13 protein-coding genes are annotated in these 21,545 nt (G+C 73.0%); 3 read left to right on the top strand and 10 right to left on the bottom strand.

The window, feature by feature from the left end; genetic code table 11:
* Nucleotides 1-12: 12 nt before the first annotated feature.
* The 6 genes from fxsT to ACIQWR_RS34585 all read right to left on the bottom strand — a co-directional run bounded on the left by fxsT (nt 13) and on the right by ACIQWR_RS34585 (nt 9,795).
* Nucleotides 13-3,978, bottom strand: coding sequence for an FxSxx-COOH system tetratricopeptide repeat protein (gene fxsT, locus ACIQWR_RS34610; protein ID WP_404017966.1), 3,966 nt, complete (start codon nt 3,976-3,978; stop codon nt 13-15).
* Nucleotides 3,962-5,347: a TIR-like protein FxsC gene (locus ACIQWR_RS34605; protein WP_404017964.1), complete on the bottom strand. Its 1,386-nt coding sequence runs from the start codon at nt 5,345-5,347 to the stop codon at nt 3,962-3,964. The genes fxsT and ACIQWR_RS34605 overlap by 17 nt, the downstream gene beginning before the upstream one ends.
* Before the next feature lie 80 nt (nt 5,348-5,427).
* The gene (locus ACIQWR_RS34600; protein WP_404017961.1) at nt 5,428-6,240 is read right to left on the bottom strand and encodes an AAC(3) family N-acetyltransferase; all 813 of its coding nucleotides are present in this window, start codon (nt 6,238-6,240) and stop codon (nt 5,428-5,430) included.
* A complete protein-coding gene (fxsBH, locus tag ACIQWR_RS34595) occupies nt 6,237-8,510 on the bottom strand; it encodes a radical SAM/SPASM protein FxsBH, inactivated beta-hydroxylase extension form (protein ID WP_404017959.1) in 2,274 nt (757 codons plus the stop codon). The genes ACIQWR_RS34600 and fxsBH overlap by 4 nt, the downstream gene beginning before the upstream one ends.
* A gap of 29 nt (nt 8,511-8,539) precedes the next feature.
* Entirely contained in the window at nt 8,540-8,704 is a 165-nt protein-coding gene (gene fxsA, locus ACIQWR_RS34590; RefSeq protein WP_399266734.1) for an FxSxx-COOH cyclophane-containing RiPP peptide, read from the bottom strand.
* 188 nt (nt 8,705-8,892) lie between these two features.
* The gene (locus tag ACIQWR_RS34585) at nt 8,893-9,795 is read right to left on the bottom strand and encodes an alpha/beta fold hydrolase (RefSeq protein ID WP_404017956.1); all 903 of its coding nucleotides are present in this window, start codon (nt 9,793-9,795) and stop codon (nt 8,893-8,895) included.
* A 291-nt stretch (nt 9,796-10,086) separates the two neighbouring features.
* On the opposite strand from ACIQWR_RS34585, the gene adhE reads away from it, so the two are divergent.
* Nucleotides 10,087-12,729, top strand: a complete 2,643-nt coding sequence (gene adhE / locus ACIQWR_RS34580; RefSeq protein ID WP_404017953.1) for a bifunctional acetaldehyde-CoA/alcohol dehydrogenase — start codon at nt 10,087-10,089, stop codon at nt 12,727-12,729.
* 102 nt (nt 12,730-12,831) lie between these two features.
* On the opposite strand, the gene ACIQWR_RS34575 is transcribed toward adhE, so the two are convergent.
* From ACIQWR_RS34575 to ACIQWR_RS34560, 4 genes are read right to left on the bottom strand one after another with little or no spacing between them, the layout of a single operon-like run.
* Nucleotides 12,832-13,398 (bottom strand): YcxB family protein, encoded by a 567-nt coding sequence (locus tag ACIQWR_RS34575; protein WP_404017950.1) that lies wholly within the window; start codon nt 13,396-13,398, stop codon nt 12,832-12,834.
* Nucleotides 13,399-13,447: 49 nt separating this feature from the next.
* Complete coding sequence (locus ACIQWR_RS34570) at nt 13,448-14,632, bottom strand: AAA family ATPase (protein WP_404017948.1); 1,185 nt, start codon at nt 14,630-14,632, stop codon at nt 13,448-13,450.
* A gap of 43 nt (nt 14,633-14,675) precedes the next feature.
* The gene (locus ACIQWR_RS34565) at nt 14,676-15,371 is read right to left on the bottom strand and encodes an acetate uptake transporter (protein WP_404017945.1); all 696 of its coding nucleotides are present in this window, start codon (nt 15,369-15,371) and stop codon (nt 14,676-14,678) included.
* Complete coding sequence (locus ACIQWR_RS34560) at nt 15,368-16,507, bottom strand: DUF3533 domain-containing protein (RefSeq protein ID WP_404017943.1); 1,140 nt, start codon at nt 16,505-16,507, stop codon at nt 15,368-15,370. Before ACIQWR_RS34560 ends, ACIQWR_RS34565 begins: the two co-directional genes overlap by 4 nt.
* Nucleotides 16,508-16,691: 184 nt before the next feature.
* Here ACIQWR_RS34560 and ACIQWR_RS34555 point away from each other — a divergent pair, with 184 nt between their 5' ends.
* On the top strand, nt 16,692-20,306 hold the full coding sequence (locus tag ACIQWR_RS34555; protein WP_404017940.1) for a DNA polymerase III subunit alpha: 3,615 nt from the start codon (nt 16,692-16,694) through the stop codon (nt 20,304-20,306).
* Nucleotides 20,303-21,352, top strand: a complete 1,050-nt coding sequence (locus ACIQWR_RS34550) for a hypothetical protein (protein ID WP_404017938.1) — start codon at nt 20,303-20,305, stop codon at nt 21,350-21,352. The genes ACIQWR_RS34555 and ACIQWR_RS34550 overlap by 4 nt, the downstream gene beginning before the upstream one ends.
* The last annotated feature ends 193 nt before the right edge of the window (nt 21,353-21,545 follow it).

Here is a 21,545-nt window from a genome sequence, read left to right as displayed (position 1 = left end):
GCCCGCGGGCGGTCACACCGCCAGCGGCTCCAGGTCGCGGTGGACCCGGCGCTCGTCGCGTGCGTAGCGGGTCAGGCCGTGTTCCTCGCCCAGGAGCCTCGTCAGCTCGTTCACCGCTTCCGTGCGGACCCGTGCGGCCTCCTCCTTGCGGCCCATCGAGTCGAGGCTGACCGCCATGTTGGAGGCGCTCGCCAGGGTTTCGGGGTGGTGCGCGCCGAGCGCCTCGCGCAGCCGCATCACCGCCATCCGCTCCAACTCCAGCGCGCCCTCGGGATCGCCCAGGTCGGCCAGGGTGTTGGCCAGGTTCAGGTGGGCGAAGATGGTGTGCGGGTGGTTGTCGCCGAGCACCTCGCGCATGTGTCGGATGACGTGGCGCAGCATGGTCTCGGCCGTCTCCGCGGCTCCCGAACCCCAGTGGAAGACCGCGAGGTTGTTGAGCGCGGCCAGCGTGTACGGGTGCCGTTCGCCCGGCACCTTCATGTACTCGTCGACGACCTCCTGCGCCAGGTCCCGCGCCCCCGCCGAGTCCCCGACGGCGAACATGTCGGCGGCCAGGTTGAGTTCGCAGGCCAGCAGGTCCGGGTTGACCGAGGTGTACTTGGCCCGGTAGCGGTTGCGGGTGGCGGTGGTCAGCCGCCGCGCGTCCTCCAACTCGCCGGCCCGGCGCAGCGATACGGCCAGCGACTTCGCGGCGGCGAGGGTGCCCGGGAAGGTGCGCCCCAACTGCCGCTTGTAGATCTCGTAGGTCCGGCTCAGCAACTGCACCGAGTCGTCGTAGCGGCCCACCTCCCGCAGGTCGCGGGCCAGGCTCTGGGCCGAGGAGAGGGTGTACGGGTGGTCCGGGCCGAGCACCTCGGTGCGCCGGTCGAAGACCTCCTGGTCGATCTCGCGGGCCCGGGCGTACTGCCCGACCATGCGCAGGTTCAGCGCCAGGTTGTTCGCGGCCGCCAGGGTCCGGGGGTGCGACTCGTGGAAGATCTGGCTGAAGCCCTCGTGCGCGGCCGTCGCCAGCTCCATCGCCTCGCCGTAGCGGCCGAGGGTGCCCAGGTCCATCGCCAGCCCGCTGGTGGTCATGTAGGTGTGCGGGTGCGAGGGGCCGAGCGCGGTGCGCTGGCGCTCCAGGGTGACCTCGTCCAGCTCCTTGGCCTCCACGAACCGCCCCTGCGAGCGCAGGATGTTGGACAGGTGGAAGCGCAGGTACAGGTACTGCAGGTCGTCGCCGCCCAGGGTCTCCTTCCAGGTCTCGCGCAGCTCCTCGCCCAGCTGGTAGGCCGCCTTGAAGTCACCGCGCTTCCACAGGTAGCGGACCCGGTCGATCAGGAGCCGCCGGGTCTCCGGCTCCTTGCAGAAGCGGGCCTCGGAGGGGGTCAGGTGCGGCCAGATGGTGTTGAACCGCGGCCAGGTCTCCGGGTTGTCTATCGGCTCGTCGTCATCCGGCCGGGCGCCCGCCAGGATCCGGTGCACCGCGTGCCGGGCCTCGCGCTGCTCCTCCTCGGTCAACTGGGCCCGGATCACGGCCTGGACCAGGCGGTGCACCTGGATGCTGTTGCTGACCTGGTCGACCTTGGCCATCGCGAACCGGCCGATCTCGCGGATCACCCGGCCCAGCACCAGCTTCTCCTGGAGCGAGGAGTCGTAGGGCTTGAGGGCGTCGATCATCTCCTTGCTGTACAGGAGGTTCGCCGAGATCGGCTCGGGCGCGAAGAAGGCGCAGAGCTGGAGCAGCCGCACGGCGGCGGGGGAGCGGCTCTGCAGCCGTTCTATGGAGACGTTCCAGGTGGCCGCGACCGGCTCCGGGTAGCCGGGCGGCTGGTTGAGCGCCAGCACCCGGGCCGCCTGCTGGGCGAGCTGCTCCAGGTACGCGGAGACGGGCGTCGCGGTCTCCGCGATCCACGCACCGGCCTGCTCGACGGCGAGCGGCAGGTCACCGACCGCGATCGCGACCTGCTCGGCGTCGTCCTTGGTGAGCCCGGGGGCCCGCCGCTGGAGGTGCTCGATGGACTCCTCGCGCAGGAAGACGTCCACCGGCAGCGCGTCCCCGTACTGCGACCAGCTCTGGTTGCGGGAGGTCACCAGCACGTGCCCGGGACCGCCCGGCGGGAAGAACCGCTTGAGGGTCTCCGGATCGTCCGCGTTGTCGAAGACGAGCAGCCAGCGCGCGGAGGGGACCCCGCGCCGCAGCAGGTCGATGGCCTCCTGGGAGGCGGCCGACATGTCCTCGCCCGTCTGTGCGCCGAGCCGGACGGCCAGTTCGGCGAGGGCCGCGACCACGTCGTCCGTCTGCTCGGAGGAGATCCACCACACCAGGTCGTAGTCCGCCATGAACCGGTGGACGTACTCCAGCGCGACCTGGGTCTTGCCGACCCCGCCGAGCCCGTAGAGGGTCTGCGGCTGCGGCAGCACCACGGCCACGCCCCCGCCGAGCTGGTCGCGCATCCGCTCCAGCACGATGGAGCGCCCGGTGAAGCCGGGGTTGCGCGGCGGCGCGTTCCAGATCTTGGGGACGGTCCCCGGGAAGCGGGGGCCGGGCGCCGTGGCGCTGGTGATCCCGTCGTTGAGGGCGGTGGGCCGCTCCACCGCGCGCAGCAGGGCGGTGGTGGCGTGCATCTCGTCGAGGCGGAAGAGGTCCACCGGATTGCGGTCGATGTACGGGGTGCTCAGGCGTACGTCGCCCACGCGCAGCGGGACCAGCTGGCGCCGCCCGCCGGTCGGGTCCTCGGCGGCGGCCCGCTCCCACACGTCCACGGCCCGGGCGGACTTGAGGTAGGCGCTGGAGAGCAGCACCACGGTCCGGGCGGCGGTGTCGACGCTGATCCCGGCGCCCAGGGTGTCGCCGGGCGCGGCCGCGGGCGCGCGTTCGGCGGAGACGTCCTTGGGCACCACCCGGAAGCCGGCCCGGGTGAGGACCGATTCGATCCAGTCGGCCCACATGCGGTTCTCGGCGACGTAGGACAGGAACAGGTCGGCGGGCAGGGCGGGGCGGCGCCGGGTGAAGGCGTCGCGGATGCGCAGCCGGACCTCTTCGCCGATGGCGGGCATGGAGGTGATCTCGCCCTCGGTGACCACCGTGGTGAGCCGTTCGAAGGCGGAGAGCAGGGAGTTGGTGAGCCCGGCCTCGTCGCCGAAGGTGGCCAGGGTCTCCTCGTAGGCGTAGTACGGGCGGTACGGGATCTCCACCGCGCCCCAGTAGGCGGTGAGTTCGTCGCCGCCCAGCCCGCTGGGGAAGCGGTCGAACTTGATCCGGGCCAGGGCGCGGCCCGCGTCGGCCTTCTCCTTCTCGCCCTCGTCGATGCGCATCGGGACCGGGTAGATCTTGATGCCCCGGTCGTTGAACCGCTCGTCTATCTGCCGGGCGACGGAGGCGGCGCCGTCGATGGACTGGTCGGAGAGGGTGAAGCAGTCGACCAGGACGTCGGGCAGGTGGACCGTGCAGATGTCGGCTATGTCGCTCAGCCCGGTGCGGCTGTCGATCAGGACGTAGTCGTAGTTGCGCTTCATGTCGTCGCGCAGCGCGTCGAAGAAGTGGCCGCCGCCGAGCCGGTCGTAGAAGTTGTCCCAGTCGAAGGTGGAGACCGTGGCGGAGTACTCGCGGTTCTGCCGGCCCGCGGAGACGAAGTCGAGGGTGCCGCCGTCGGGGAACTCCCAACCGAGGGTCTCGGGGGTGAGGGAGACGGCGTGCGGCTGGATCCGCGCGTAGTCCTTGTGCCAGTCGTCGGAGCGCTGCGCCGGGCTGGTCGCGGCCCAGGCGTACTCGCTGATCAGGTCGATGATCCCGGTGGTCGCGCCCAGGGTGGAGGGGTCCAGGAACGGGTGGAAGAAGCGGTGCAGGCCGGGAGCCTCCAGGTCCCAGTCCACGGCGAGGACCCGCTTGCCGTTGGCGGCGAGGATCCAGGCGGTGTTGGCCAGCGCCATGGTGCGGCCGGTACCGCCCTTGTACGAGTAGAAGGTGACGATCCGTCCGTCACGACTGGCTGTCATCCGCGTCCCCCGCTTGATTGGTCGGTCCGTCGGCGTCCGGGTGCGGCCCGGTGGTCCGGGCGTCGTGCTGTTCGGTGTCGGGCGGGAAGGGCGCGGGCGGCGGCGCCGGTGGCCCGTTCATGCCCATCGGGCCGAGCAGCCGCGGCCGTTCGGTGTGCGCGCCGCCCGCGGGCGGATAGACCTGGGCGTGTCTGAGGAACTGCTGGGCGGCCGCCTCGACCACCTGCGGCAGGATCTGGCCGAGGGTCTCCATGTTGGCCACGCCGTTCGCGGCGGCCCGGCAGGCGATCCGGCCCTGGCCCATCTTCACGGGCATGGTGTCTTCGAGCTGGTCGGTCAACTCCGCTTCCCTGGCCCGGCTCTGGCTGTCGTACCGGTTCCACGGCACGACCACGCTCACCCAGGGCCGGGGGTCCTGGTCGAAGGCGGCCAGGCGCTGGCGGCGCAGGTCGTCGGCGACGGCCCAGCGGTCGACGATCAGGATCTCGGGGCGGGTCGGCGGCTGCTTGGTGTCGAAGTGGCCGGCCTCGTCGTCGAAGGAGGCCATCGTGGTCTGGTAGTTGAGGGAGCGCACCAGGTCCTCGGCGACGTAGGCCACCGGCCGCTGGGCGACGGGGTGGTACGGGTTCCAGTCCAGCGCGGTGTCCCCGTAGTACTCGGGGCTGCGGCCCTCCGGGAGGTCGTGCCGGGTGGCGGCGGCCACGGTGACGTGCAGGCTGCGGGCCGCGTTGCCGGGGCCGCCCGCGGCCCCCGGACTGCCGAACGCGCTGGGCACCACCCGGTAGTCCATGGGGCGGCTGATGTCGAGGCGCACGGATTCGGCGACGCGCACGATGCGCTTGGCCAGCTCGTAGACGGCCCGCTCGTACTGTTCGGCGTACCCGCGCAGTTTGATCAGTCCGTAGAGCCCGTCGGTGACGTAGCGCTCGCCGAAGGTGTTGTGGTTGAACTGGAGCCGCTCGGCCGGCCCGGGCAGCTGCGCGGGCGGCACGGGGACCCACAGCGCGGGCACGATCGCCTCGGCGGGTTCGCCGCTGACCGCGGTCCGCTGGATGGTGCGGTGTGCGAAGGCGAACCATTCCTTTCCGCACATCTCGCTCGCGAAGTAGCGCGGCGAGAAGAGCGGGACGAAGACCCGACAAGTGGCCAGTGCCGTGCCGAGCCGTTCCGACCAGCCCTCGCCGCTGCGTATCTCCCGGTCCATGAATCCGGCGTCGGACCCGGCGGGCAGGTCAGTGAGCGCCATGACGTGGCTGGAGAGGTCACGGAAAAGCCGCTCCACCCACATGTCGGGGTCGGGCCCCCCGGCCCCGAACCTCGGCGTATGCGCATAACTGAGAAAAAAGTACGGCTGCACTGATGCGGGCACACGACCCCCGTCCCGAAGATGTGGAGCGAAGAAACATCATTCCGGAGCTGCTCCGCCACATCGCCTCATGGTTCAGTCAATCAGCGTCTGTTTTCGGTCATCCAGGTAACGGCGTGATCGACGGCATCAGGAATCCCGAAGATCTTGACCGAGGCCCCTCCCAACTGCCCCTCACGCACCTTGGACAAGGGAAAGTCCCGGCCGATCTCCGCGAAATCACTGTCGTCGAGCGCGACGTCCTCGTATGCCGTCCACTCCTCCCCCTGCCGCCGCCCCGGAAGGTTCACCTTCACCACACACGCGTACATGCGCAAGGGGGGCTTCGGAATTCGATACTCCGCGAGATGGAAAGCACTGCAAACGGAAAATCCCACATTGATCATGAGTACCTGCCCCCCCTCCCGGCACAGCGTTCCCAACGGCGAATCCTCCCCTAAATGGCAGGCCAACCGATGGCCGGCGGCGAACCGCCGCGCACCGTGCCCCAGCACCGCGAAGGAGGTCTGCGGATGGCCGCTGCGCGCGGCCCCCGGCGCGGTGCGCACCGCCTCCGCGAAGACGCCCATGTCCTCGCTCGGGGTGCGCACCGGATCGAAGCCGGGCATCCGGGCCCGGAAGGCCCGCAGCTCGGCCCCGCTCATGCCCGCGGTCCGGGCCAGGTGGGTGGTGGAGGTGCGGGAGTTGGAGGTGGTGAAGGCGGGCGCCACCAGGGTGCCCCGGGGACCGAGCACCTCCACCAGGGCCGCCAGCAGCCGCTCGGCGCGCAGGCCGGTGCCGCCCAGCGAGGCGTGCACCAGGAGCCGGCCCCCCGGCCGCACCCCGAGCAGCCGCAGCCGCGCGGCGAGCGCGGCCGTACTGGGCGGGGCGAGCAGCGGGGTCGGCCCGCCGCTCACGCGTCGACCGCCTTGGCTTCCCAGCGCAGCTCCTCGACCAGCCGCTTGCCGGTACTGGTCAGCTCGGCCGCGCTCGCGAGCCGGTCCAGCGCCCGGTGGATCCGGTCCGTGCCCGCCGGGTGGTACGGCTCGGTGGCCCGCCGGTAGGCCTCCACCGCGACCCGCTCGTGCACGTCCGCCAGCAGCCGGGACACCGGAACAGGCCGCTCCCGCCAGGGCGAGGGGTGCTCCCACGCCCCGTCCAGCGCGTACAGGTCGGCCACCTCGGTCAGCGCCCGCAGCCGGGCCCGTCGCTGCCCGGTGAGCAGCGCCAGGGCGGTCTCGCCGACCCCGGCCGCGTAGGGCAGGCCCAGGGCGCCGGGGCCGTGCCGGCCCGCCTCGCCCCAGCCGACCGCCCGCGGGCCGCCGGCCAGCGGGGTCAGGGTGGTCAGCCCGGCCGCGGCCGCCCGCGCGAACTCCGGCACCGCCCGGTGCAGCAGCGCCCAGGCCGCCCCCAGCCGCTCCCGCCACTCCTCGGCCTCCCCGGCGCCCAGGCGCAGCCGCGGGGGGCGGGCGAAGCAGGTGCGGTACGGGTCCAGGTCGTCCAGCGCCACGGCCGGGCCCCGCGGTCCCGGGGACCAGGACCGTACGGGCTGCCAGCGGGCGTCCCCGGCGGCCGGGCCGAAGCGGTGCCCGGAGCGGCCGTCGTGGGCCGCGTAGCCGTCCTCGGTGGCCCGCAGCGAGGCGCGGCCGTCCGTGCCGGGCTCCCCGAGCCGCAGCAGCCCCAGCGTCGGCAGGTACACCTCTCCGTCCCGGTAGCCCACCTCGGCTGACAGGTCCAGGCCGCCCCGCAGCACGGCGGCGGCGGCCAGCGCGGCCAGCCGCAGCGCGGCCTCCGGTCCGTCCGGGCGCCCCTCCTGCGCCGCGTCCAGGGCCGCCAGCACCCAGGTCCGTGTGTAGGGGTGCGCCAGTACGAGGTCCAGCGCTTCCGCGCCCGCCCCGCCCGCGCCCTCCACCGCCCCCAGCAGCTCCCAGGCGTGCGCCCAGGCGGCCCCGCCGCCCGCGCGGGGGGCGAACTCGGTCAGCTCGGCGTGCAAGCGGGCGAGCAGCACCCGGGTCAACTGGTGTTGGGAGGCTGCCAGTTCCGCGGGGTCGGTCAGCTCGACGGCGGTCGCCTCGGCGGCGGTGCGCCCCTCGACCCCGTCGATCAGTTCCCGCAGGTCGGCGCAGTAGACGGAGGGGTTGGCGAAGTCGGTTCCGGGGCGGTAGCGGTGGGTGTAGAGACCGCCGCCGCACGAACGTACGACGGGGCAGCCGCGGCACGTGTCGCTGACGCCCTCCAGGCCGAGCTGGCGGGCGCGCACCCCGGGATGGGCGGCGACCTGGTCGAAGGTGTGGGAGAAGACGTCGAAGCCGGTGGCGGCGGCGCCCTCGTAGGCGCTCTTGAGGGAGTCCACCTGCTCCAGGGACCCGTCCGTCTCCACGACCACCAGGTCGGTCGGGGCCAGGCCCAGGGACTCGGTCAGGCTGGGGCCGCCGCGCAGGGTGCTGGCGAGCGACTCGAAGATGCGCACGGGCACGGGCCGCCCGAGCCGGTCCCAATGGTCGAAGACGCGCAGCAGCCAGCGGGCGTACGCGTCGGGCGCGCCGTCGGGGCGGGGCGGGGGCGTCTCCCAGGTGGCGTGCGGGAGCAGGAAGTCCACGCGCGGGGGTTCGAGGGCGACGAGGGCGTCGAGCACGGCGACCGGGTCGTTGGCCACGTCCACCGTGCAGAGCAGGCCCTGGTAGAGGTGCCGGTAGGGGGCCGAGCGGAGCAGTTCCACGGCGGCGAGGACGAGCGGGTGGCTGGTGCGGCCGTCCGCGAAGCGGCGGTGGCGGTCGTTGGCCGCGCGGTCGCCGTCCAGGGAGATGCCGACCCGGACGCCGAATTCGGCGAAGAGGTCGAGGTAGCGGGGGCTGAGCTGGAGGCCGTTGGTGTGGATGCGCAGGTCCAGCGCGGCGATCGTGGCGAGGGCCCGGGTGAACTCCTCGCACACCAGGCGCAGTCGCTCGGGGCCGGCCAGCAGGGGTTCCCCTCCGTGGAGAATCACCGTGACGGAGGGGAGTGCATGATCACGGGCATGTTCGGCGAGCCGCGACGCGGTATGGGAAATGACCTCGGGGGAGATCACTTTCGGCCGGGCTCGCCAGCTCTGATCTGCGTGTTCATAGACATAGCAATGATCACAAGCGAGATCGCATCTGCTGTGAACCTTGAGGACGATCTCGCGAAAAGCGATCAGGCCGGTCATTCCACCAGTCTAGAGCGCCTACTTCTCGGTCAGAGCGCAGAGTTGAAGATCGGTGCCTGAACCGTGCGACCGGATTCTTCGCGCAGGACGCGTCCGAGCGCGGCGGCGGAAGACGCGCTGCGGACGTCGATCTGGGCGAGGGGGACCCGGTGGGCCTTGACCGTGCTGGTCGCGGGGGTTGCGGAAGTGTTCACGACACCGTCCTTGAGGGGGCCATGTGAAATGGGCGGGGGATTGACAAGAGCGTCACGCTCGTGTCATGCGTGGACTTTACTAGTCCACGTCCTATTGGCAACCGAGACATGACGCCAGGTCAAGCGTTCTATAGAAAGAGTGACGCAATTCCTTTGCCCGCCGCCCGCAGGCCCCCTCGTGTTCGCCGTCAGGCGGGCCGTTGGTGCTGTTCGGGCGGGTCGGGGAGATCGCGCAGCAGCCAGGTGAGGATCTCCGGCAGGGCGCGCAGGGCGGCGAAGTGCGCGGCCGCGGGATCGATGGTGGCGGTGGCGCCGGGGATCCGCTCGGCCAGCCAGCGCGAGTGGCCGACGGGGGAGAAGACGTCCTGCTCCCCGTGCCAGATCATGACCGGGCAGCGGATGTCGGCGGGCTCGAACCCCCAGGGGCTGCACAGTGCGAGGGCGTCGTCGATCCAGCCGTCCGCCGAATTGCGCAGCCCCTCGCGGAAGTTGCGCAGCAGCATCGAGCGCAGCCCGGCGTCCGCGACGATCATCCGGTCGTTGTCGGTGAGTTCGATGCGCAGCTCCTCCAGCAGTCGCCCCGGGTCCTTGCCGATGGCCGCGGCCCGCGGGGTGAGCCGGGCCGCCAGCTCCTCGGGGTCGGCCGACGCGGTGGTGTACTCGCGCACGTTCGAGGCGGTCATGCCGTCGAACCAGTCGAGCCCGTCCGCGTCCCAGGGCGCCAGGCCCACCAGGGCCGCCGTCCGGGTGACCCGCTCGGGCAGCAGGGCCGCGCAGGCCAGGGCGTGCGGGGCGCCGCCGGAGCGGCCGGCCACGGCGAACCGCTCCAGGCCGAGGGCGTCGGCGATGGTGGCCACGTCCTGGACGGCGTCGGAGACCGAGCGCCCGCGCAGCCGGTCGGAGTCCCCGTAACCGGGGCGGTCGTAGGCGATGATCTGGATCCGGCGCTGGTAGAGCACCATGCCCCGGGGGGCCGGGCCCAGTCTGCTGCCCGGGGTGCCGTGCAGCAGGAAGACCGGTCTGCCGCGGGGGTCGCCGAAGCGCTCCACCATCAGTTGCCGTCCGTCCGCGGTGCGCACCCGATTGTGCACGCGTCCCTCCCTCACGGTCGACGGTGAAGCCGTCCTGGTGATTGTGCTCGCTGGGGGAGGAGTGCGGTAGGGCGCACTCTCTCCGAAATTCTTGTGAAAGTTTTCACAAGCGCACAGGGGTCTTTGGTCCCCTGGCATATCCGCAGGTCAGATGCCATATCGAGGAGGAGTGAACGGTGGTGAACGGTCCTTCGGCCCCCGCTGTGGGGGCTTTTTCGGCGCCACTGCTTCCGCTTTTGGGTGTCGAATTGAGGCATCAGGAAAACGGGTCGCAAAGAAGGAGTTCCTGCCATGCAGGCCAACGAGATGGTGGACGCGCTCGTCCAGGGGGCGCTCACGGCGCTCGACCAGTTCGAGGGTTTCGACCAGGAGCAGGTCGACCACATAGTCAAGAAGGCCTCCCTGGCGGCCCTGAGCAGCCACGGAGAGCTGGCCGAGCTGGCGGTCGAGGAGACCGGCCGCGGCATCTTCGAGGACAAGGCGGTCAAGAACCTCTTCGCCTGCGAGCACGTCGTGAACTCGATGCGCGGCCTGAAGACCGCCGGCGTCATCCGCCGCGACGAGCTGAACGGCATCACCGAGATCGCCGAACCGGTCGGCGTCGTCTGCGCGATGACCCCGGTCACCAACCCGACCTCGACCACGATCTTCAAGGCGCTGATCGCGCTGAAGACCCGCAACCCGATCATCTTCGCCTTCCACCCCTCCGCGCAGAACTGCTCCGCCGAGGCCGCCCGCATCGTGCGGGACGCCGCCGTCGCCGCGGGCGCTCCGGAGAACTGCGTGCAGTGGGTCACCGCCCCCTCCATGGAGGCCACCGGCGCCCTCATGAACCACCCGGGCGTCTCCACCATCCTGGCCACCGGCGGCAACGCGATGGTCAAGGCCGCCTACTCCTGCGGCAAGCCCGCTCTGGGCGTCGGCGCGGGCAACGTCCCGGCGTACGTCCACAAGAGCGCCAAGCTGGCCCGCGCGGTCCACGACATCGTGCTCTCCAAGGCCTTCGACAACGGCATGATCTGCGCCTCCGAGCAGGCCGTCATCCTCGACCAGGAGATCTACGAGAAGGGCCTGGCCGAGTTCAAGCGGCTCGACGTCCACGTCGTCTCGGCCGCCGAGAAGACGAAGCTGGAGCAGTTCATCTTCGGCACGACCGCCTACGCCGCGGACGCCTCCGGAGCCAAGCTGAACCCCGCGGTCGTCGGCAAGTCGCCGCAGTGGATCGCCGAACAGGCCGGATTCGAGGTCTCCCCGCAGACCTCCATCCTGCTCGCCGAGTGCAACGAGGTCGGTGAGAACGAGCCGTTGACCCGCGAGAAGCTCTCCCCGGTACTGGCCGCCCTGAAGGCCAATGACACCGAGCACGGCCTCGAACTCGCCGCCGCCATGGTCGAGTTCCACGGTCTGGGCCACAGCGCGGCCATCCACGCCGAGGACGAGGCCCTCGTCGAGGAGTTCGGCAAGCGCGTCAAGGCCATCCGCGTCATCGCCAACTCCCCCTCCACCTTCGGCGGCATCGGCGACGTCTACAACGCCTTCCTGCCCTCCCTGACCCTCGGCTGCGGCTCCTACGGCCACAACTCGGTGTCCAACAACGTCACCGCGGTCAACCTGATCAACATCAAGCGGATCGGACGGCGCAACAACAACATGCAGTGGTTCAAGGTCCCGCCGAAGATCTACTTCGAGCGCAACTCCATCCGTTACCTCGGTGAGATGGACGGCATCAGCCGCGTCTCGATCGTCACCGACAAGACGATGGTCGCCCTGGGCTTCGTGCAGAAGGTCACCGACATCCTGCAGGCCCGCGAGGGCGCGGTCGCCATCCAGGTCATCGACAACGTCGAGCCCAACCCGGAGCTGTCGACCGTCCAGGCGGGCGCCGCGATGATGCGCGACTTCAAGCCCGACACGATCATCGGCCTCGGCGGCGGCTCGCCGATGGACGCCGCGAAGATCATGTGGCTGATGTACGAGCGCCCCGAGGTCGAGTTCGCCGACACGAAGGAGAAGTTCTTCGACGTCCGCAAGCGCGCCTACAAGTTCCCCTCGCTCGGCGAGAAGGCCAAGATGGTCGCCATCCCGACCACCTCCGGCACCGGCTCCGAGGTCACCCCCTTCGCCGTCATCTCCGACCCGGCCGCGGCCCAGAAGTACCCGCTCGCCGACTACGCGCTGACCCCGAACGTCGCCATCGTCGACCCGGTCCTGCCGATGGGCCTGCCGGCCACGGTGACCGCCGACTCCGGCTTCGACGCCCTGACGCACGCCACCGAGGCCTACGTCTCCGCCTACTCCAACGACTACACCGACGGCCTGTGCCTCCAGGCCATCAAGCTCGTCTTCGAGAACCTCGAACGCTGCGTCCTGGACGGGCCCAACGACCCCGAGGCCCGCGAGAAGATGCACAACGCCTCCACGGTGGCGGGCATGGCCTTCGCCAACGCCTTCCTCGGCCTGGTCCACGCCATGGCGCACACCCTGGGCAACACCTTCCACGTCGCCCACGGCCGCACCAACGCGCTGCTCCTGCCGCACGTGATCCGGCACAACGGCACGGTCTCGCACAAGGCCACCCCGTGGCCGAAGGCCGAGGTCTACCGGGCCCCCGAGCGGTTCCAGGAGATCGCGAAGATGCTGGGCCTGGCGGCCGCCACCCCGGCCGAGGGCGTCGAGTCCTACGCCGCGGCCGTCGAGGAACTGCGCGCCAAGTGCGGGATCCCCGCCTCCTTCGCCGAGGAGGGCGTGGACGAGCAGGCCTTCATCGAGGCCCTGCCGACCCAGGCCATGAACGCCTACGCCGACCAGTGCGCCCCCGCCAACCCGCGGATGCCGATGATCGGCGACATGAAGCAGCTCATGCGCCAGGCGTACTACGGCACCACCGAGGGCGTCCCGGCCAAGGCCCCGAAGGCCGCAGCCAAGAAGAAGTAGCGGTCCCGGGACCGGTCCCAGGACCGGTCGCAGGACGACGAGAGCCCGCCCGGGGCGTCACGCCCCGGGCGGGCTCCCGCGCGTCCGGACGGCGGGCGCGGATCAGATCCGCCGCAGGTGCTCCGTGAACAGGGCGCGCGCCCGGTCGACGTCCTCGGGGGAGAGCGCTCCGCGCTTGGGGAGCACGAAGAAGTGCTCCAGGCTCCCGGTGAGGACGAACAGCTCGTCCGTCTCGAACCACCAGGGGTAGCCGCGCCAGTCGTCGACCTGGTCCGCGGGGGCCGCGCTCCCGTCGCCCTCGGCCGAGCCGGCGGTGGTCAGGCCGTCCTCGGTGAGCGTGGTGCGCAGGGCGCCGCGGGCCGCGTCGGCCTCGTACAGGCGGTTCATCCGGAACCTGCGGTGCCACTGCCGGATGCCGAGCGGGGCGATCAGGAGGGTCACGCCCAGCGTGACGTACCCGGACGTGCCGAGGCCCCAGAGCGCGACGCGCAGGCCGCCCGCCGCGGCCCCGATCACGAGGGGCAGCGCCAACATGGCGGTGCGGCCCGGCCGGGTGTCCAGGGTGAACCGCCACAGGGCCCGGCCGTAGTCCGCGGCCTCGGGGGTGTGGGCGAACCGGGCGGTGCGCGAGGCGGTGTTCCCGGCCTGCGTGGCGTGATTCATGTCCATGACAGCGGAGGGTACGACAGCCCCGGAGCGGGGCGCCGACGGCCCCGGATCAGCGCTGCGGCCAGTACCAGAGAGGCTCGTCCAGCGGGCCCTCGCGGCCCGCCACCTCCGTCTGGCCGAAGTCCTTGAACAGGGTGAGCGTCCGCAGGTCCACCCGGTGGCGGCGGCTGCCCGCGGCGAGCGCCTCGGCCAGCGGATCGGCGTGGGTGACCACCACCGTCTGGGTCTCCCGGCTCGCGGTGAGGATCAGGTCCGCCAGGGGGGCCAGCAGGTCCGGGTGCAGGCTGGTCTCAGGCTCGTTGAGGACCATCAGCGCGGGCGGGCGGGGGGTCAGCAGGGCCGCCGTCCACAGCAGGTAGCGCAGCGTTCCGTCGGAGAGTTCGGCGGCTCCCAGCGGGCGCAGCAGCCCGTGCTGGTGCAGCTCCAGTTCGAAGCGCCCGTCCCGCTCCCGGACCCCCACCCGGGTGCCCGGGAAGGCCGCCGCCACGGCCTCGTCCAGCGCCGCCGCGTCGCCCACCTCCCGGATGGTCTGGAGCGCCGCGGGCAGGTCGGACCCGTCGCCGCCGAGCACGGGCGTGCGGGTGCCGATCCGGGGGGTGCGGGCGGGGGCCGCCGCGTCGGTGCGGACGTGGTCGTAGAACCGCCAGGACCGGATCAGCTCGCGCAGGGCGAGCAGGTCGGGCGCCGACTGCGGGTCCGCGAGCTCGCTCAGCATGGAGTCGTACGGCCGCAGCGCGCCCTGGGTGCGGTGCCAGCCGCCGTCCGCCGTGCGGGTGCGCACGGCGGGCCCCGAACGGTCCGACAGCAGGGCGGCGGGGCGCAGCACCGGCCCGGCCCAGGTGCACTCCCGCTTGATCTCGGGGTCCAGGCCGAAGAGGGAGTCCGGTACGGGCGTCGGGTGGCCGAAGTCCACGGCGTACCCGAACTCGTCCCCGGCGAAGCCCAGGCGCAGGCTCACCGGTGCGGAGCGGACGGTGGGCTGGACGGCGTAGCGCCCCTCCCGGACCGCCCGCCCGGTCTTCTCCGGTCCCGCCCACAGGGTCGAGGGCAGCCCGCCCTCCCGGGCCAGCGCCGCGACCGCGCCGCCGCGCGCGGAGTCGGCGAGCAGCCGCAGGGAGCGGTAGAGGCTGGACTTGCCCGTCCCGTTGGCCCCCGTCACGACGGTGAGGCGGCCGAGCGGCACGATCAGACGGCGCAGGGAGCGGTAGTTCTCGACGGCCAGTGTGGTGATCATCCTTCGATCCTCGCGGATGTCCGGAGTCGCCCGGTTCGCCCGGTCACGTCTCGGGGTGCTCCTCGGGGGCCAGGAAGCGGCCCATGGGCAGCACCGGGCGGCCCCAGGTGCTCGCGAGGATCTGCCCGGCGAGCAGGTACAGGGCGCCGAGCGCGGCGAGCAGGCCCGCCCAGCCGGTGATCCGGTTCCAGATCACCTCACCGGTGAACCCGTTGACCGTCATGGCGATGAAGACGACGAGCACGCAGGTGAAGGTCGACAGCAACACCAGGTGGATCCGCCAACTGCCGAGCCACAGCACGAACACCACGAACACCCAGGGCAGGGTGAACAGTCCGCTGACGTCCCCGCGCAGCGCGGGGTCGGTCGCGGGCAGCACCCACTGGAGCAGGCAGGCCTTGGCCATCCAGAAGAGGCCGAAGCCGCCGAACACGGTGGCGTGCCAGGTGTCGCCGCGCTGCGCCTGGAAGAGGCCGGCCAGCAGCTGGGCGAGCCCGCCGATGAAGAAGCCGACCAGCGGCAGCACGGAGTGGGCGAGCTTCTCGGGGAAGACGCCCGCGTCGATGCCGGTGGCGATGGTGGTGACCACGATGAAGCCGGTGAGGCCGAGCGCTCCGAGCTGTGCCTGGGCGCTCGGCTCCATCCGTTTGACGGAGGCGGACTGGGCCACCGGCCCCTGGCGGTTCCACAGGGCGCGGCCGGCGGGGTCGTGCGGCGGGCCGCTCGTCGGGTCGTTCACCGGCCGGCCCCTTCGGCGGGGTCGGGTCCGGTTTCGAGGTCGGGTGCGGGGTCGGGCAGGCCGCTGCCCACGGCCGCTCCCGGGCGCCCCTTGTGGAAGATCGCGCAGGCCAGGGTCACCGCGGAGCCGAGCACGGCCCAGCCCGCCAGGACCAGCATCGAGGGGGCCATGTCATTGCCCTTGAAGTACGCGATGGAGCGGGCGGCGTAGGTGCCCGCGCCCGGTGGCAGGGCGGGGCCGATGGCCTTCCAGAACGGCGGCAGCAGCGGGTACGGATAGGCGCCGCCCGCGCTCGGGTTGCCGAAGACGACCACCAGCAGGATCGCCAGGCCGATGCCGACGACGCCCGCCAGCCCCTGGAAGGCCAGGGTGATCGCGCCGACCGCGAAGACGACCAGCGTGCCCAGCCCCCAGAGGCCGAGGATGCTGCCGGGCAGCGCGTCCAGGACGGGGCCCGCGATCACCGCGCCGAGCAGGCCGGCGGCGATGGAGTACAGCAGCAGCGCACCGAGCCGGATGACCGCGCGGGCGGAGTTGGCGGGCCGTGCGCCGGCGCTGATCGCGAGGATCGCGGCGCACAGGTAGCCGCCCACGCACCAGCCGACGACGAGGTAGAAGGAGCTGAGGCCGCGCCCGTCGCCCGCGGCGGAGGGGGCCACGTCGACGACCCGGACCGTGCGGCCCTGGGCCTTCTCGGTCAGGCCGACGACCTGTTCGAGGGCCTGGGAGAGCGCCGCCCCGGAGCCGCCCGCGACGAGCAGCCGGTCGGTGGTGCCGCCGGGGTCGACGATCAGGGCGCCGTCCACCTCCCGGTTCTTGATCTGGCGCAGGGCGGTGGCCTCGTCCTTGACCGCGCGGGGGTCCAGGGGCTTGCCGGGCAGCTCACCGAGCTGCTTCACGGACCGCTCGGTGAGCTGGGCGACCGGGGTGGTGACCGCCAGCGGGATCTCGCTCGGCTTCGGGTGGTGGAAGGCGCCGATGTAGGAGGTGATGAAGGCGAGCTGGAGCGCCAGCACCCCCAGGACCAGCAGGGCTGCCCGGGTGGTCACGGCGTCCTTGACCTCGGCGAGGAAGCCGCCGGAGGGGCCGGTGGCGCTGCCCGAGGGGCCTGCTGCGGTATCGGTGGGCCGGTTCATGCCTTCACGCTCGACGGGGTGGGGACCGGGCGCAGCAGGGGTGGGCCGAACGGATGAACGGGCCGGCTCGGCCGCACCGGAGAGGTCGAACACGTGTTTCGCACGAACATTCGAATTGCTCTATGGTGGAGACGGGGGAGGGTGAAGGAGTGTCGGGCGCAACGAGCGAAGCAGGAGGCCGCGGATGCCTGGTTTCACGCATCTGCACACCGTTTCGGGGTTCTCCGCGCGCTACGGCGCCTCGCACCCCGAGCGGCTGGCGGAGCGCGCCGCGGAGCGGGGCATGGACGCCCTCGCGCTCACCGACCGCGACACCCTCGCGGGTGCGGTGCGGTTCCTGAGGGCGTGCGAGAAGGCCGGGATCCGGCCGCTGTTCGGCGTCGGACTGGCGGTGGCCCCGGCCCCCGCCGTCGGCTCGGGCCCCGGCGCCACCGCCACCGGTTCGGGGTCCCGTTCCGCCTCCGGTCGCGGCGACCGGCTCTCGCACCGGCTCCGCACGCCCGTCACCCCCGTCAAAGGCGGAGCCTTCATCGACGAATCCGCCACCCGGGCGCTCTTCCTCGCCCGGGACGGAGCCGCGGGCTGGGCCGAGCTGTGCCGGATGATTAGCGCCGCCCACGCCCGCCCCCGGGGCGGCGGCGGGGGCTCCCCGCTGCTGCCCTGGGACGCCCTGCACGGCGCGGGCGGCGTGTACGTCCTGCTCGGCCCCGACTCCGAGGTGGGCCGCGCGCTCGCCGCGGGCCGCCCCGACCGGGCCGCCCGGCTGCTCGCCCCCTGGCGCGAGCGCTACGGCGACGACCTGCGCCTGGAGGCCGTGGACCACGGCCGCGGCGGCGCCCGGGCGGGCACCGGCCCCGGCTCGCTGCGCCTCGCCGCCCGCACCGTCGGCTTCGCCGCCGACCAGGGCGTGCGGGTCGTGCTCAGCAATGCCGTGCGCTACGCCGACCAGGGCCAGGGCCGGATCGCCGACGTCCTGGACGCGGCCCGCCGGCTCGTCCCGGTCGACCCCCGGCGCGGCCTCGACAGCGGGGAGCGCTGGCTCAAGGATCCCGCCGCCATGGCCGAGGCCGCCGAGCGCATCGCGCTCGCGGCCGGTCTGGGCCCCTCCGGCGCCCGCGACCTGCTGGCCGAGACCCGCGCCACCGCCGAAGCCTGCGTGGTCGACCCCGCGGACGACCTCGGCATCGGCGAGGTGCACTTCCCCGAGCCCCGGCTCGTCGGCGCCGCCCACCGCACCGCCCAGCGGGTGCTCGCCTCCCGCTGCGCGGCGGGCATGGTGCTGCGCGGGCACGCGGACGACCCGGTGTACCAGGAGCGGGTGCGCCACGAGCTGGACATCATCGCCCACCACGGCTTCGCCTCGTACTTCCTGACGGTCGCTCAAGTGGTGGACGACGTACGGGACATGGGCATCCGGGTGGCCGCGCGCGGCTCCGGCGCGGGCTCGCTGGTCAACCACCTCCTCGGCATCGCGCACGCCGACCCGGTCGAGCACGGGCTGCTGATGGAGCGCTTCCTGTCCAAGCGCCGCCGGGTCCTGCCCGACATCGACATCGACGTGGAGTCCGCGCGCCGCCTGGAGGTCTACCGCGCGATCATCGACCGCTTCGGCACCGAACGGGTCGCCACCGTCGCCATGCCCGAGACCTACCGGGTCCGCCACGCCATCCGCGACGTGGGCGCCGCCCTGTCCATGGACCCCGCCGAGACCGACCGGCTCGCCAAGGCCTTCCCGCACGTCCGGGCCCGCGACGCCCGCGCGGCCCTCGCCGAGCTGCCCGAGCTGCGCGACGTGCGCGAACGGCAGGAGCGGGGCGGGGCGCACGGGCTGTTCTGGGAGCTGGTCGAGGCGCTGGACGCGCTGCCGCGCGGGGTCGCCATGCACCCGTGCGGGGTGCTGCTCTCCGACGCCTCGCTGCTCGCGCGCACGCCGGTGGTCCCCACCAGCGGCGAGGTCCCCCTGGGCGCGGCGGGCGAGGGGAGCGCCCCGCTGCCGATGTCCCAGTTCGACAAGGAGGACGTGGAGCACCTCGGGCTGCTCAAGCTCGACGTGCTCGGGGTGCGGATGCAGTCGGCGATGGCGCACGCCGTCGCCGAGATCCGGCGCGGTACGGGGCGGGAGCTGGACCTGGACGACCCGGCGCAGGTGCCGCCGGGCGACGGGGCGACGTACGAACTGATCCGCTCCGCCGAGACGTTGGGCTGCTTCCAGATCGAATCGCCCGGCCAGCGCGACCTGGTGGGACGGCTCCAGCCCGCCACCTTCCACGACCTCGTCGTGGACATCTCGCTCTTCCGCCCCGGCCCGGTCGCCGCCGACATGGTGCGCCCCTTCATCGAGGCCCGGCACGGGCGGGCGCCGGTCCGCTTCCCGCACGAGGACCTGGCGCCGCCGCTGCGCGAGACCTACGGGGTCGTCGTCTTCCACGAGCAGATCATCGAGATCGTCGACATCATGACCCGCTGCGGGCGGGACGAGGCGGATCGGGTGCGGCGCGGGCTGTCCGACCCGGATTCGCAGGCCCGGATCAAGGTCTGGTTCGCGGCCCGGGCCGCCGAGTTCGGCTATGCGCCCGAGGTGATCGCCCGGACCTGGGAGATCGTCGCGGCCTTCGGCTCCTACGGCTTCTGCAAGGCGCACGCGGTGGCCTTCGCCGTGCCGACCTACCAGTCCGCCTGGCTCAAGGCGCACCACCCGGCCGCCTTCTACGCCGGGCTGCTCACCCACGACCCCGGCATGTACCCCAAGCGGCTGCTGCTCGCGGACGCGCGGCGGCGCGGGGTGCCGGTGCTGCCGCTGGACGTGAACCGGTCCGCGGTCACCCACCGCATCGAACTGGTGTCCGATGGACCGGTCGGCGCGCGGCGCTGGGGGCTGCGGCTCGCGCTCCTCGACGTGCACGGCATCAGCGAGAGCGAATCCGCGCGGATCGAGACCGGGCAGCCCTACGGCTCCCTGCGCGACTTCTGGGACCGGGCCCGACCGAGCCGGCCCGTGGCCGAACGGCTCGCGCAGGTCGGCGCGTTGGACGCCTTCGGCGCCAACCGCCGCGATCTGCTGCTGCACCTGTCCGAACTGCACGGCGCGCAGCGGGCGAAGGGTGCGCGCGGACCGCAACTCCCTCTGGACGGCGGGCGGTCCACCGCCTCCGTCGGCCTGCCCGACCTGGACGACGCCGAGCGGCTCAGCGCCGAACTCGGCGTCCTGGGCATGGACGCCTCCCGCCACCTGATGGGGGACCACCGCGCCTTCCTCGCCGAGCTGGGCGTGGTCACGGCCCGCGCCCTGCGCACGGCCGCCCACGGCCAGACCGTCCTGGTCGCGGGTGCCAAGGCGGCCACCCAGACCCCGCCGATCCGCTCCGGCAAGCGGGTCATCTTCACCACCCTGGACGACGGCAGCGGCCTGGTCGACCTCGCCTTCTTCGACGACAGCCACGCGGCGTGCGCGCACACCGTCTTCCACTCCTTCCTGCTGCTGGTGCGCGGAGTGGTCCAGCGGCGCGGCCCGCAGAGCCTGAGCGTGGTCGGCGCGGCCGCCTGGAACCTGGCCGAGCTGGCCGAACTGCGCTCCACGGGCGGCCTGGAGGCGGTCGCGGCCCGACTGGCGGAACCGGCCGAACCGGCCGAACCGGCTGCTCCGGCCGCACCGCCGGAGCAGGCCGTTCCGGGCCCGGCCCGGACGATCCGACTGGCGACGGGGTACGAGCTGAACCCCTGGGCCGACCTCCAGCCGCCGGGCACCGGCCCCGCCACGGGCCGCAAGCTCTGGCACTCCAGCCCGGGGAGCGCGGGATGAGCGCGGGGCCGGACGCGGGGTGGGACGCGGGCCCGGGCGCGGCCGTGCGCGGCGGGGGCGCCGCGCCGGTGCTGTGCCTGCGTTTTCGCCGGGTCGACGGCGTCCCGCTGGACGCGGACACCCACGCCGGCCTGCTCGGCCTGCTCGGGGCCCTCACCCCGGTGGTCCAGCCGCTCCCGCCCGACGGCGCCCTCGCCGACCTCCGGGGCGCGCTGCGCTACTTCGGGCGGGACGCGGCGGACCTGGCCGCGGTGATCCGGGTGCGCGCCCTCGCCCTGTACGGGGCCGAATGCGCCATCGGCGCCGCCGGGAACCCGATGCTGGCCGCGATGGCGGCCCGCGGGGCCGGCCCCGGGCGCACCGTGGTGGTCCCGGACGAGCCCGCCGCCGTACGGGAGTTCCTGGCCGGCCGGCCCGTCGCGGCCCTGACCGGGGTGGGCCGGGGGGCCGCCCGGACGCTCTGCTCCTACGGCCTCGACACCGTGGGCCGGCTCGCCGCCGCCCCGCCCGCGACCCTGCGGCGGATCCTGGGACCCCGGGTCGGGCGCGAGGTGTACGAGCGGGCCCACGGCATCGACCGGACCCCGGTGCTGCCCGGCGCGGCCGCGCGGTCACTGGCCGCCGAGCGCCCCTTCGACCGGGACGAGCTGGACCCCGTACGCCACCGCAGCGCCCTGCTCTCCCTCGCCGAGGAGCTCGGCGCCCGGCTGCGCGCCGGTGACCAGGTCTGCCGCGGCCTCTCCCTCACCGTGCGCTGCGCCGACCGGACCACCCTGACCCGGACTCGGGTGCTGCCCGAAGCCACCGCCCACTCGGCCGCCCTGACCGCCACGGCCTACGCCGTGCACGCGGCCCTGGGGCTCCAGCGGGCCCGGGTGCGGGCGCTCTCCCTGCGCGCCGAGGACCTGACCCCGGCCGACCGGGCGGCCCGGCAGCTGACCTTCGACCCCGAGGACGAGAAGGCCCGGCGGCTGGAGGCGGTCACGGACCGGATCCGGGCGCGGTTCGGGCCGGCCGCCATCGCCCGCGGCAGCCTGGCGGCATGACGGGCCCGGCGGCATGACGGCCACCGAGGCTGCCGCGGCCGACCCGTCGCCCCGCTGACCACCGCCCCGCCGCCCCGTCGACCCGTTCAAGTGCTGCCCCGTAGAACGCCCGTACGCCATCGGCGAACCGATTCGCCGCGCGACACGCATTCTTTACTGACGCGTAACTTCCAAGTCTTGCTACTCGCCCGTA

Source organism: Streptomyces sp. NPDC098789, assembly GCF_044759975.1.
GTDB lineage: Bacteria > Actinomycetota > Actinomycetes > Streptomycetales > Streptomycetaceae > Streptomyces.
The sequence above is the reverse complement of the archived record's forward strand: the minus strand, read 5'-3'. Positions and strand labels throughout refer to the sequence as shown.

Bases quoted from the DNA above. Each gene is read 5' to 3' on its own strand.
- fxsT (WP_404017966.1), bottom strand. From the start codon at position 3,978: ATGACAGCCAGTCGTGACGGACGGATCGTCACCTTCTACTCGTACAAG.
- fxsBH (WP_404017959.1), bottom strand. From the start codon at position 8,510: ATGACCGGCCTGATCGCTTTTCGCGAGATCGTCCTCAAGGTTCACAGC.
- adhE (WP_404017953.1), top strand. From the start codon at position 10,087: ATGCAGGCCAACGAGATGGTGGACGCGCTCGTCCAGGGGGCGCTCACG.
- ACIQWR_RS34575 (WP_404017950.1), bottom strand. From the start codon at position 13,398: ATGGACATGAATCACGCCACGCAGGCCGGGAACACCGCCTCGCGCACC.
- ACIQWR_RS34570 (WP_404017948.1), bottom strand. From the start codon at position 14,632: ATGATCACCACACTGGCCGTCGAGAACTACCGCTCCCTGCGCCGTCTG.
- ACIQWR_RS34560 (WP_404017943.1), bottom strand. From the start codon at position 16,507: ATGAACCGGCCCACCGATACCGCAGCAGGCCCCTCGGGCAGCGCCACC.
- ACIQWR_RS34555 (WP_404017940.1), top strand. From the start codon at position 16,692: ATGCCTGGTTTCACGCATCTGCACACCGTTTCGGGGTTCTCCGCGCGC.
- ACIQWR_RS34550 (WP_404017938.1), top strand. From the start codon at position 20,303: ATGAGCGCGGGGCCGGACGCGGGGTGGGACGCGGGCCCGGGCGCGGCC.